11 protein-coding genes are annotated in these 12,901 nt (G+C 67.3%); all 11 read left to right on the forward strand.

Going from position 1 to position 12,901, the window contains the following annotated elements; genetic code table 11:
- The first annotated feature begins 55 nt into the window (after positions 1 to 55).
- The 11 genes from CXR42_RS04205 to CXR42_RS04255 all read left to right on the forward strand — a co-directional run bounded on the left by CXR42_RS04205 (position 56) and on the right by CXR42_RS04255 (position 12,842).
- A complete protein-coding gene (locus tag CXR42_RS04205) occupies positions 56 to 919 on the forward strand; it encodes a branched-chain amino acid ABC transporter permease (protein ID WP_103256226.1) in 864 nt (287 codons plus the stop codon).
- Position 920: 1 nt separating this feature from the next.
- Positions 921 to 1,976 carry a branched-chain amino acid ABC transporter permease gene (locus CXR42_RS04210; protein ID WP_103256227.1) on the forward strand — a complete coding sequence of 352 codons (1,056 nt, stop codon included), beginning with the start codon at positions 921 to 923 and terminating at the stop codon, positions 1,974 to 1,976.
- Complete coding sequence (locus tag CXR42_RS04215) at positions 1,973 to 2,503, forward strand: nuclear transport factor 2 family protein (RefSeq protein WP_146037993.1); 531 nt, start codon at positions 1,973 to 1,975, stop codon at positions 2,501 to 2,503. The genes CXR42_RS04210 and CXR42_RS04215 overlap by 4 nt, the downstream gene beginning before the upstream one ends.
- Before the next feature lie 57 nt (positions 2,504 to 2,560).
- Positions 2,561 to 4,315 (forward strand): FAD-dependent oxidoreductase, encoded by a 1,755-nt coding sequence (locus CXR42_RS04220; protein WP_103256228.1) that lies wholly within the window; start codon positions 2,561 to 2,563, stop codon positions 4,313 to 4,315.
- Between the two features lies 1 nt (position 4,316).
- A complete protein-coding gene (locus CXR42_RS04225) occupies positions 4,317 to 5,177 on the forward strand; it encodes an intradiol ring-cleavage dioxygenase (protein WP_103256229.1) in 861 nt (286 codons plus the stop codon).
- A gap of 57 nt (positions 5,178 to 5,234) precedes the next feature.
- Entirely contained in the window at positions 5,235 to 6,197 is a 963-nt protein-coding gene (locus tag CXR42_RS04230; protein WP_103256230.1) for a GAF domain-containing protein, read from the forward strand.
- A 126-nt stretch (positions 6,198 to 6,323) separates the two neighbouring features.
- Positions 6,324 to 7,844: an acetaldehyde dehydrogenase ExaC gene (exaC, locus tag CXR42_RS04235; protein WP_103256231.1), complete on the forward strand. Its 1,521-nt coding sequence runs from the start codon at positions 6,324 to 6,326 to the stop codon at positions 7,842 to 7,844.
- Between the two features lie 169 nt (positions 7,845 to 8,013).
- Positions 8,014 to 8,628 carry a hypothetical protein gene (locus CXR42_RS04240; RefSeq protein ID WP_103256232.1) on the forward strand — a complete coding sequence of 205 codons (615 nt, stop codon included), beginning with the start codon at positions 8,014 to 8,016 and terminating at the stop codon, positions 8,626 to 8,628.
- 99 nt (positions 8,629 to 8,727) lie between these two features.
- A complete protein-coding gene (locus CXR42_RS04245; RefSeq protein WP_103256233.1) occupies positions 8,728 to 10,122 on the forward strand; it encodes an aldehyde dehydrogenase family protein in 1,395 nt (464 codons plus the stop codon).
- Positions 10,119 to 11,678, forward strand: a complete 1,560-nt coding sequence (locus CXR42_RS04250) for a GMC family oxidoreductase (RefSeq protein ID WP_103256234.1) — start codon at positions 10,119 to 10,121, stop codon at positions 11,676 to 11,678. The genes CXR42_RS04245 and CXR42_RS04250 overlap by 4 nt, the downstream gene beginning before the upstream one ends.
- A 126-nt stretch (positions 11,679 to 11,804) precedes the next feature.
- Positions 11,805 to 12,842, forward strand: a complete 1,038-nt coding sequence (locus CXR42_RS04255) for a PstS family phosphate ABC transporter substrate-binding protein (protein ID WP_103256235.1) — start codon at positions 11,805 to 11,807, stop codon at positions 12,840 to 12,842.
- The last annotated feature ends 59 nt before the right edge of the window (positions 12,843 to 12,901 follow it).

Raw genomic sequence — 12,901 nt, forward strand, 5'->3', positions numbered from 1 at the left:
AGATGTGCGCGGAACGCGCTCGATTTACCAACCGCCCCAACCCGAAAGACGCGCGATGAACTGGCTTGATATCCTTGTCCAGGGCGTGCTCCTTGGCGGCCTTTACGCGCTTTTCGCCGCAGGCCTCAGCCTCGTTTTCGGGATCATGCGCCTCGTCAATCTCGCGCATGGCGACCTGATCATCTTCGCCGCCTTCGCAATCCTGCTGGCGGTCTCCACGCTGGGCCTCAACCCCTTCCTCGCCGCCCTCCTGGCCGCGCCCCTGATGTTCGCGCTTGGCTGGGCCTTGCAGCGCTTTGTCCTGAACCGGGTCCTCGGCAAGGACATCCTGCCCCCCCTCCTCGTCACCTTCGGCCTCTCCGTCGCGCTGCAGAACGGGCTCTTGGAGGCGTTCAGCGCCGACACCCGCCGCATCCCCGCCGGCCCCCTGGAAAGCGCCTCGCTCGACCTTGGGATCGTGACCGTGGGGTGGATGCCGCTTCTCACCTTCCTCTCCGCAGTCCTGGTGATCCTGGCGCTCAACCGCATCTTCTACGCCACTGCGCTTGGCCGCGCCTTCCGCGCCACCAGCGACGATCCGGTCACCGCCAGCCTGATGGGCATCGACCCCAAGGGCATCTTCGCCATCGCCACCGGCCTTGCCATGGTCGTCGTCACCGTCGCCGCGCTTTATCTGGGCATGCGCGCGAACTTCGACCCCTCGATCGGCCCCGCCCGCCTGATCTACGCGTTCGAGGCGGTGATCATCGGCGGCCTCGGCTCCCTTTGGGGCACGCTCGCGGGCGGCATCATCATCGGCGTGGCGCAAAGCCTCGGCGCCGCGATCAACCCGGAATGGCAGATCCTGGCCGGGCATATCGCCTTCCTGGTCGTCCTTCTCATCCGCCCGCGCGGCCTTTTCCCCAGGGCGGTGGACTGACATGCAACCGACCGTCACCACCCGCACCCGCGCCGGCACGATCACCGCCGTCCTTGCGCTCATCCTCATAGCCGTCGGCCTCGCGCTTCCGGCCTTCGCCTCGCGCAGCCTGATCCAGGACCTGTTCTTCATCCTGACCATGCTGACGCTGGCCCAGCTTTGGAACCTTCTGGCCGGCTACGGCGGCTTGGTCAGCGTCGGCCAGCAGGCTTTCGTGGGCATCGGCGCCTATGCGATGTTCGCGGGCGTGATCCTTTGGGGCATCGACCCGGTCCTTGCCATCCCGCTTGGCGGCCTTGCCGCCCTCCTCCTGGCCATCCCCACCGCCTTCTTCGCCTTTCGCCTGGCCGGCGCCTATTTCGCCATAGGCACCTGGGTCATCGCCGAGGTGACGCGCCTGCTGATCGCCCAATGGAAAGCCCTTGGCGGCGGCACTGGCACCAGCCTCCCGCGCGAGGCCACCTCCGACATCATCGGGGTCGAGGCCATCCGCACCCTCTTCGACGTGCGCGAGGCAGCGGCGCGCGACATCCTCGCCTACTGGCTGGCCCTCGCCCTTGCCGTCCTGACCATCGCGGCGATCTATGCGCTGTTGCGCAACCGCCTGGGCCTTGCCCTTGCCGCCGTGCGCGACAATGCCGAGGCGGCGAATTCCGTCGGCGTCGATGCCCGCCGCATCCGCTGGGCGGTGTTCCTGATCGCCGCCGCGATGACCGGCCTCGTCGGCGCGCTGATCTATGTCCAGACCGCCCGGATCTCGCCCGACGCGGCCTTCAGCGTCACCGACTGGACGGCCTATGTCATCTTCATCGTCGTGATCGGCGGCATCGGGCGGATCGAAGGCCCGATCCTTGGCGTCCTTGTGTTCTACGCGCTTCAGACGCTGCTGGCCGATTACGGCGCCTGGTATCTCTTGACCCTCGGCCTCATCGCCATCGCGGTGATGCTGTTCGCGCCCCGCGGCCTTTGGGGCCTCATCTCCGACCGGACGGGCCTGCAGCTTTTCCCGGTCCAACGCCGGCTGACCGGCATCACCATGAAGGGAGGAAAGACATGACCGACACCACCGACCTGACCCGCCGCGGCGCCCTGGTAGGGACCGCCGCCGCCCTTGCCGCAGCCCCCGTGCTGGCGCAAGACGATGGTGAGGCCGCGCGCAAGGCCGTGGCCGAAAGCTACCTGAAATCGCTCGACGCAGGCGGCGTCTCGCCCACCACCGGCCTTGGCCTTTTTGACCACTTCACCGACGACGCCGAGGTCTTTTTCCCGAAATGGGGCGTCGCCCGCGGGAAAGAGGAGGTCATCCAGATGTTCACCGACGTCGGCGGCATGCTGAAGGCGATCAAGCACGATTACGACGGCTTCACCTGGCACATGACCGGCTCCGACAGCTTCGCGGTCGAGGGCACCAGCCAGGGCGAACACCGCGACGGCCCCTGGGTCGCCGACCAGCCGAAATGGGGTGCCGGGCGCTTCTGCGACTGCTTCACCCTGCGCGACGGCAAGATCGCCCGGCTTTATATCTACCTAGACCCTGATTACGCCGGCAAGGACACCGCCCGCTACGGCTGGATCGCCGCCTGACGCCCCCCCTTCGGCCGCCGGGCCTGACCGGCGGCCGCCCTGACCCATGAGGACCCCATGACCGCCGACATCACCACCGACGTTCTTGTCATCGGCACCGGCCCCGCCGGCTCTGCCACCGCCGCCCTTCTCGCCTCGTACGGGGTCGATGTCCTGGTCATCAACCGCTACCGCTGGCTGGCCAACACCCCCCGCGCGCACATTACCAACCAGCGCACGATGGAGGTGCTGCGCGACCTTGGCCCCGAGGTCGAGGCCGAGGCGATGCTGCACGCCACGCACCAGGACCTCATGGGCAACAATGTCTTTTGCGAAAGCCTCGCGGGTGAGGAGTTGGGCCGGATGCAGTCCTGGGGCACCGCGCCCGAGTCGAAAGCCCGCCACCTGCGCGCCTCCCCGTGCGAGATGAACGACCTGCCCCAGACCTTCATGGAGCCGATCCTCTTCACCACCGCCTGCCGCCGCGGCGCCCAAAGCCGGATGTCGACCGAATATGTCAGCCACGTCCAGGACGCGGACGGCGTCACCACCACCTGCCGCGACCGGCTGACCGGACGCGACCTGACGGTGCGCTCGAAATACCTTGTCGGCGCGGACGGCGGCAACTCGCTGGTCGCCGAACACCTGGGCCTGCCGTTCGAAGGCAAGATGGGCGTCGGCGGGTCGATGAACATCCTCTTCCGGGCCGACCTGTCCAAATATGTCGCCCACCGCCCCTCGGTCCTTTACTGGGTCATGCAGCCCGGCGCGGATGTCGGCGGGATCGGCATGGGCCTGGTGCGCATGGTGCGCCCCTGGAACGAATGGCTGATCGTCTGGGGCTATGACATCACCCAGCCCGCCCCGGTTGTCGATGCCGCGCTTGCCACCCAGGTCGCCCGCCAACTGGTCGGCGACCCGGAGTTGGAGATCGAGCTTCTGGGCGCCAACACCTGGACCGTGAACAACTGCTTTGCCACCCACATGCAGTCGGGCCGCGCCTTCATCATGGGGGACGCCGCGCACCGGCACCCGCCGTCGAACGGGCTTGGCTCGAACACCTCGATCCAGGACGGGTTCAACCTCGCCTGGAAACTCGCCGCCGTGATCAAGGGCCAGGCCACCCCGAAACTTCTGGACAGCTACAGCGCCGAACGCGCGCCGATCGCCCGCCAGATCGTCACCCGCGCCAACCAGTCGATCGGCGAATTCGGCCCGATCTTCGAGGCGCTGGGGATGGACGGCGGTGTCGACCACGACAAGATCCAGCGCAACATGGCCGCCCGCTGCGACGCCACCCCGGCCGCCGAGGCGCAGCGTGAGGCGCTGCGCAAGGCCATCGCCTTCAAGAAATACGAATTCGACGCCCACGGGGTCGAGATGAACCAGCGTTACAGCTCCTCGGCCGTGGTGTCCGACGGCACCAAAGCCCCTGTGAACGACGACATGGAGCTTTACTATCAGCCCACCACCCACCCCGGCGCGCGGCTGCCGCATGTCTGGCTGTACGACCGCCAGGGCGGCAAGCATTCGACGCTGGACCTTACCGGCAAGGGCCGCTTCACCCTTCTGACCGGGATCGGCGGCGAAGGCTGGACCAAGGCCGCCGAAGCCGCGTCCAAGGCCCTCAACCTGCCCCTCCAGGTCGTCAAGATCGGCCCGCGTTGCGAGGTCGAGGATCACCTGGGCGACTGGGCCCGCGCGCGGGACATCAGCGATGCCGGCTGCATCCTGGTCCGCCCGGACCACCACGTCGCCTGGCGCAGCGCCGGCATGACTGCCGACCCAGAGGCCGACCTGACCCGCGTCCTGCGCAGCGTGCTGGGGCACTGACATGACCGAACAGGGGTTCTTCACCGAAGCCGATAGCGCCGAGGTCGTCATCAGCCGCAACGCCGCCGCCAAGGACGCGCGGTTGGCCGAGGTCATGGCCGTCCTGATCCGCCACCTGCACGCCGCCGTCAAAGAGATAGAACCGACCGAGGAGGAATGGCTGAAGGCCATCCTCTTCCTCAGCGAAACCGGCCACATGTGCAGCGACTGGCGGCAGGAATTCATCCTTCTGTCCGACATCCTTGGCGTCTCGATGCTGGTGGACGCCATCAACAACCGCAAACCGAAGGGGGCGAGCGAATCCACCGTCCTTGGCCCCTTCCACGTCGCCGACGCGCCGGAACTGCCGATGGGGGCGAACATCTGCCTGGATCAGAAGGGCCAGCCGATGCGCGTGCATGGCCGGATCCTGGACACCGAAGGCAACCCGATCCCCGGCGCCAAGATCGACGTCTGGCAGGCGAATGATGAAGGCTTTTACGACGTGCAGCAAAAGGGCATCCAGCCCGACTTCAACCTGCGTGGCGTGTTCCGCACCGGGGCGGACGGCAGCTATCACTTTCGCGGCGTGAAGCCCAAGTTCTACCCGATCCCCGACGACGGCCCGGTCGGCAAGCTTCTCCGCCAGCTTGGCCGCCACCCCTATCGCCCCGCGCATCTGCACTACATCATCGAGGCGCCGGGCTTCGACCGGCTGGTGACGCATATCTTCGACCCCGACGATCCCTACATCCGCTCGGACGCGGTCTTTGGCGTCAAGGAAAGCCTGATGGCCCGATTCACACCGATGACCGACCCCGCCTCGGGCTTTGAGGGCGAGTTCCTGGACCTGCAGTTCGACTTCGTCCTGTCTCGCAGCTGAGTTTTCCTTGGCACCCTGCCGCCAAGCGCCTAAGCTTCCCCCGGCAAGGGAGGAGTCTTGGCACAAACCGGCGATCATGTGGCGCGCGTCATCGGCACCGTCACCTCGGGCTCCGAGGCGGCGCGGTCGCGCCTGGCGGCCTCGTGGCAACGCTCCTGGCTGAAGCACGGCCTTGACCCCGCCGCCACCGCCGCCGCCCGCGCCCCCGACACCGACCGGCTGCGCGACCAGCGTCAGGCGCTGGAGCAGGTCTTGGCCGTCGCCGCACCCAAACTGGACGACCTTTACGCGATGATCGGCCATTGCGGCTGCGGCATCCTCCTGACCGACGCCAGCGGCCTGGTCCTGGACGCCCGCGCCGGTTCCGCCGATACTGAGGTGTTCCGCGCCTGGGGCCTGGCCCCCGGTGTCGACTGGTCCGAGGCCGCGCAAGGCACCAACGGCATCGGCACCTGCCTGGCCGAACGCCGCGCCCTGACCATCCACCGCGACCAGCACTACCTTGCCGACAACATCGGGATGAGCTGCATCGACGCCCCTGTTTTCGGCCCCGATGGCGGCCTCATTGCCGCCCTCGACGTCAGTTCCGCCCGCGCCGACCAGACCGAAGGCTTCAACCGCCTGATCGAGGCGATGGTCGCCCGCGTGGCCCAGGCGATCGAGGCAGACCTCTTCCGCCAGACCTTCCCCAAGGCCCGCATCATCCTGGCCGAAGGCGCCGACCCCGCCAGCGCCGCCCTTCTGGCGGTGGACCAGGACGATGTGGTGATCGGCGCGACGCGCGAAGCCCGCCGCCGGCACGGGCTGGAACCGGCCGGCACGATCCGCCCCCGCCCGGTCGTCGACCTCCTCGGCCGCGACGGCGGCCCCGCCGGCCTGGAAGGCGCCGAACGCGCCGCCGTGATTCGCGCCCTGACCCGCGCCGGCGGCAACGTGTCCGAGGCCGCCCGCGCCCTTGGCCTTGGCCGCGCCACCCTCTACCGCCGCATGAAGCGCCTCGGCATCGAAGACCGCACCTGACCTGTCTCACTGGTGAGACACCCCTGCCCCGCGCCCTCCCACCCCCCGGCTGACGCAGGCCCCGCGATCCCCCATGGTCCCCTCACCGCCGCACCGGGAGAGTGCGGCCTTTGGAGGAGACCCGACATGAACCAGATGACCCAGGTGGCAGGCCAGCAGGCCTCGCCCTTCAAGACCCGCTACGACAACTTCATCGGCGGCAAGTTCGTGCCCCCCGTCGCCGGCCGCTACATGGACAACATCACGCCGATCACCGGCGCGAAGGTCTGCGAAGTCGCCCGCTCGGGCCCCGAGGATATGGACCTCGCCCTCGACGCCGCCCATGCCGCGCGCGAAGCCTGGGGCCGCACCTCGGCCGCCCACCGCTCGAACATCCTGCTGAAGATCGCCGATGTGATGGAGGCAAACCTTCAACTCCTCGCCGAAGCCGAGACCTGGGACAACGGCAAGCCGATCCGCGAGACGGTGAACGCCGACATCCCGCTGTCCATCGACCATTTCCGCTATTTCGCCGGTGTCCTGCGCAGCCAGGAAGGCACCATGTCGGAAATCGACCACGACACCGTGGCCTATCACTTCCACGAACCCCTGGGCGTCGTCGGCCAGATCATCCCCTGGAACTTCTCGATCCTGATGGCGGCCTGGAAACTCGCCCCCGCCCTTGCCGCCGGCAACTGCATCGTGATGAAACCGGCCGAACAGACCCCGGCCGCGATCCTGGTCCTGGCCGAACTCATCGCCGACCTTTTGCCGCCCGGCGTCCTGAACATCGTCAACGGCCTGGGGGCCGAGGCCGGGAACGCGCTCGCCCGCTCCAACCGCATCGCCAAGATCGCCTTCACCGGCTCCACCGCCACCGGCCGCAAGATCATGGAGGCCGCGACGGTCAACCTGATCCCGGTCACGCTGGAACTGGGCGGCAAGTCGCCCAACATCTTCTTCAGCGACGTGATGGCCCAGGACGACGCCTTCCTCGACAAGGCCGTCGAAGGCTTCGTCCTCTTCGCCTTCAACCAGGGCGAGGTCTGCACCTGCCCCAGCCGCGCACTGATCCAGGAAGACATCTACGAAGACTTCATCGCCCGCTGCATCGCCCGGGTGAAGGCCATCAAGCAGGGCGACCCGCGCGACCTGAACACGATGGTCGGCGCACAGGCCAGCCAGCAGCAGCATGACAAGATCATGTCCTACCTGCAGATCGGCCGCGAGGAAGGCGCCGAGGTCCTGGTCGGCGGCGACGCCGCCCGCTTCAACGGCGACCTTGCGGGCGGCTTCTACATCCAGCCAACGATCCTGAAGGGCCACAACAAGATGCGGGTCTTCCAGGAGGAAATCTTCGGCCCCGTCGTCTCCGTCACCACCTTCAAGGACGAGGCCGAGGCACTGCAGATCGCCAATGACACGATGTACGGCCTTGGCGCCGGCGTCTGGACCCGCGACGGCACCCGCGCCTACCGCTTCGGGCGCGAGATCCAGGCCGGCCGCGTCTGGGTGAACAACTACCACGCCTACCCCGCCCACGCGGCCTTCGGGGGCTACAAGCAGTCCGGCATCGGGCGCGAGACGCACAAGATGATGCTCGACCACTACCAGCAGACCAAGAACATGCTGGTCAGCTACAACCCGAACAAACTGGGCTTCTTCTGACACAATCAGACGTGACCAATTGCGGCGCGGGTGGCCTTCGCCCGCGCCGCTTTTCCAACTTGGAACAGAACTTTGTCAGAAAAAGGCCTTCAGCACATCGTGTAGATCAGCCAAAAGAAGAACAGTCGGTTTCAGAGTTTAAGTTCACGCAAAGGGTCGGGCAACAGGCATGGCCACCAACAGTACAACTCCCTATTCGGCGCGCCTTCGCGCCTGGTTGACCGCCCGCCGCTGGCGCATGGCCAAACGGCTTGGGTTGGTCTGCGGTGCCTTCATCAGCGTCTTTTCCTTTATCTCGGTCGACCTTGCACGCAAGGACGCGGTCTTTTCGGCGGACTTCACACAGTTCCACTCGGCATATCCCGGGGCAATCGTTTTCACGCTCAATAATCAGTCGGCCCAGATCATGGATGACGCGGAAATCTATTTCTCACTTTATGACCGCGATGGTGCGCGGATTGCGATCAGGCTGGAAAAAGGTGGCTGGTCAGACGCACAGGACGACTACTTCACCCCGCTTGGCATGACCATCGGCCCCTACACGGCCAAGGATGGAGCGATCCTGACCGAGCGTGTTGCTCTTCCCGCCGACGAGATCGACCGCGTCTACGTCTGTGCGACAATGCGGGGATCCTTCTGGATTGATCAGGTTCGTACAGAATATGTCCTGGAGCGGAATTTGGCGGGCGGTCCCGGCAATTATGCTCAATCAGAGCACAAGAAATCCGTTCACTACCTGGGTGCGCCAAACTGTGTTGCACCAGAGTCCCTTGCGCGCGGTTGACACGAACCGCGCGCTCGCCGCCGCGATGCCCTGCTTGCACCCGCTCAACTGACGCTGCGTCCCTCTATCGCGCCGTTGGTTCCCGGCTAATCTGTCGTCATGACACCGACCGCCATTCAAGCCACCTTCGACACCATGCGCGCCGGCACTACCGCCCGCCGCGTCAGCTTTGGCCTGACCGAACGCCGCGCTGCGCTGGACCGGCTGGCCGCCGCCGTCCGCGCGAATGAGGCTACCCTGGTCCAGGCCCTGAGCGATGACCTTGGCCGGCCGATGGCCGAGACGATCCTGATCGACTACCTTCCCGTCCTGCAGGAAATCCGCCACGCCCGCCGCCATTTACGGTCCTGGATGCGGCCGCGCCGGGTGGCCCCGACGCTTGCCACCTTCGGCGCCTCGGCCCGGATCCTACCCCAGCCGCGCGGGGTCTGTCTGATCATTGCGCCGTGGAACGTGCCCTTCGCGCTCTGCCTCTCGCCCCTCGTCTCGGCCCTTGCCGCCGGGAACGCGGCGATCCTGAAACCGTCGGAGCTGACGCCGGCCACCAGCGCCCTCATCGCCCGGATGATCGCCGACACCTTCCCCCCCGACCTCGTCACCGTGGTCGAAGGCGACAAGGATGTGGCCCAGCACCTTCTCGCACTCCCCTTCGACCACATCTTCTTCACCGGCAGCCCTGCGGTCGGCAAGATCGTAATGGCCGCCGCCGCCCGGAACCTGACCTCGGTCACGCTGGAGCTTGGCGGCAAGTCCCCCACCATCATCGGCCCGGATGCCGAGCTGAAACAGGCCGCCGACTGGATCACCTTCGGCAAATTCGTGAATGCCGGCCAGGTCTGCATCTCGCCCGACCACCTGTTTGTCCATGACAGCGTCAAGGACCGTTTCGTCACGCTCCTGCGTGCGCGCATTGCCCGCGCCTATGGCAAGGGTCCCGCCAGCCCGCACCTTGCGCGCATCGTCAGCGACCGCCACGCCGCCCGGCTGACCGACCTCCTCGCCGACGCCCGCCAGAAGGGCGCGCAGGTCACCCTTGACCAGGGGGCCGACGGTCGCGCCATCGGCCCCGCGCTGATCGAGGCGATCACTCCCGAAATGCGCCTGGACCAGGAAGAAATCTTCGGCCCCCTCCTGCCGATCCTGCCCTACAGCGACCTTGGTCAGGTCATCGACCGGATCAACGCCCGCGACAAGCCGCTCGCGCTTTACATCTTCGACCGCGACCAGACCCGGATCGACCGCATCCTGACCGAGACGACCTCGGGCGGGGTCGGCATCAACCTGACCGTGGTGCATTACACTCAGTCGAACCTGCCCTTCGGCGGGGTCAATACCTCGGGCCTCGGGTCCAGCCACGGCCACCACGGCTTTCGCGCCTTCAGCCACGAGCGCGCGGTCCTCCGCAACCGCTTCCTCGCGCTCCCGATCCTGTTCGCCCCCTACGGTGCGCGGACCCTGCGGCTGATCGGCTTGATCAAGCGGATCCTGGGATGAGCTTTCACTACATCATCGTCGGTGCCGGGTCCGCGGGCTGCCTCCTCGCCAACCGCCTCTCGGCCAACCCGCAGACCCGCGTCGCCTTGGTCGAGGCCGGCCCCCCCGACCACAACCCCCTGATCCACATGCCGCTTGGCCTTGCCCTTCTGGCCCGGAACCGCAGGATCAACTGGGGCTACACGACCGAACCCGAGGCGGAACTTAACCACCGCCGCCTTTACTGGCCGCGCGGCCGCGTCCTTGGCGGCTCCTCCTCCATCAACGCGATGATCTACATGCGCGGCCACCCCCTGGACTACCGGGACTGGGCCGCCACGGCGGGGCCGGCCTGGGACTGGCCCGCCGTGCGCCAGACCTTCCTGGACCTGGAAGGCAACACCGCCCTTGGCCCGCCGCACCACGGCACCACCGGCCCGCTTGCCGTCAGCGACCTGCGCCACGTCAACCCGCTGTCCCGCGCTTTCATCCAGGCCGGGACCGAGTGTCAGCACCCCACAACCCCCGACTTCAACGCCGACACGACCGAAGGCGTCGGCCTTTACCAGGTCACCCAGAAGGACGGCCGCCGCTTCTCCTCGGCCCGCGCCTTCCTGGACCCCGTCCGCCACCGTCCGAACCTGACCATCCTCACCGGCCAGCAGGTCCAGCGCGTCCTCTTCTCCGGCCGCACCGCCACCGGCATCCGCCTGGCCACCCGCGACCTTACCCTCACTCAGGGCGGCGAGGTCATCCTGTCGGCCGGCGCCATCGGTTCGCCCCACCTCCTCATGCTCTCCGGCATCGGTCCCGGCGACCACCTGCAGGCCATGGGCATCGCGCCCATCCACCACGCGCCCGAGGTCGGCGCCAACCTTGCCGACCACCTTGACATCACCGTCCAGGCCGCGACCGGCCCCCTGGCCATCGGCCTGGCCCCGCGCGTCCTGCCCCGCGCCCTTCGCGCCGCCTGGGCCTTCCGCAAGGGCCAGGGCGAGCTGACCTCCAACGTGGCCGAGGCCGGGGGCTTTGCGAAATCCGACCCCGACCGCGACCGGCCCAACCTGCAATTCCACTTCATCCCGGCTTTCATCCACGACCACGGCCGCAAGACCGCCTGGGGCTTCGGCCTGACGCTGCATGTCTGCGACCTTTACCCGCAAAGCCGGGGCACCATCCGCCTGGCCAGCCCCGACCCCGCCGCACCCCCCAGCATCGCCGCCAACTACCTGTCCCACCCCGACGACCTGCCCACGCTCCTTCAGGGCCTGCACCTTGCCCGCCAGATCACCCAGGCGCCTGCGCTGGCCCGCCATATCCGGCACGAGACGCGGCCCGGCACCGCCACGGACCTTGTCGCCGACATCCGCCAGCGGGCCGAGACGATCTACCACCCGGTCGGCACCTGCCGCATGGGGACCGACCCCGCCGCCCCCGCCGACCCGCAGGGCCGCATCCGGGGCACGACCGGCCTACGCGTCGTCGATGCCTCGCTCATGCCCCGGATCATCGGCGGCAACACCAACGCCCCCACGATGATGATCGCCGAAACCATCGCCCGAACGATCTGCGCCTGACCCGCGACTGATCCGGGGGCGATTGTCACACAGCTTTTACATTCCTGTTGAACAAGCGTCATGCGACGGGGCTAGTCCGGTCCCCGCGCAGCCAAAGACGGCCGCACGAATTTGCAGGAGTGCATCATGAAATCCTTCCACCTGACCGCCTCGGTCCTGGCCTTCGCCGCCGCCTCGGCGCTGCCGGCCATGGCCCGCGACCAGATCCAGATCACCGGCTCGTCCACCGTCCTGCCCTATGCCACCATCGTCGCCGAAGCCTTCGGCGAAAACTTCGAATTCCCGACCCCGGTCGTGGAAGGCGGCGGCTCGGGTGCCGGCCGCAAGAAGCTGTGCGAAGGCGTGGGCGAAACCACCGTCGACATCGCCAACTCCTCCAGCCGCATCTCGCAGTCCGACATCGACCTCTGCGCCCAGAACGGCGTGAACGAGATCATGGAAGTCCGCTTCGGCTATGACGGCATCGTGTTCGCGTCCGACGTGAACGGCCCCGAATTCGCCCTGACCCCGACCGACCTGTACAACGCCGTCGCCGAAACCGTCCTGAAGGACGGCGCGCTGGTCGCCAACCCCCACGCCCAGTGGGCCGAGTTCAACAGCGCCCTGCCCGCTCAGGACATCTTGGTTCTCTCGCCCGGCACCAAGCACGGCACCCGTGAAGTGTTTGACCAGAAGGTCATCATCCAGGGCTGCGAAGACTCGGGCGCCATGGCCGCCTTCACCGCCTCGGGGATGGACGAGGACGCGACCGAAGCCGCCTGCATGAAGCTGCGCACCGATGGCCGCAACGTCGACATCGACGGCGACTACACCGAGACGCTGGCCCGCCTGGACACCAACAAGAACGCCATCGGCGTGTTCGGCCTGTCCTTCTACCAGAACAACACCGACAAGCTGCGCGTCGCCACCATGGGCGGCGTGGTTCCCTCGGCTGAGTCGGTCGCCTCGGGCGAATACCCGGTGTCGCGCCCGCTCTACTTCTACGTCAAGAAGGCCCACATCGGCGTGATCCCCGGCCTGAAGGAATATATCGAGTTCTTCGTCAGCGACGACATGGCCGGCCCGGATGGCCCGCTGGCGGAATACGGCCTGGTCTCCGACCCGGAACTGGCCGCGACGCAGGAAGCCGTTGCCGCCGAAACCCCGATGGGTCCGCTGCAATAAGACCCTTGGGCGGGGCCTTCGGGCCCCGCCCTTCCCTTTCGCGCGAACGGAAAGCCCCG

Source organism: Tabrizicola aquatica, assembly GCF_002900975.1.
Classification (GTDB): Bacteria; Pseudomonadota; Alphaproteobacteria; order Rhodobacterales; family Rhodobacteraceae; genus Tabrizicola; species Tabrizicola aquatica.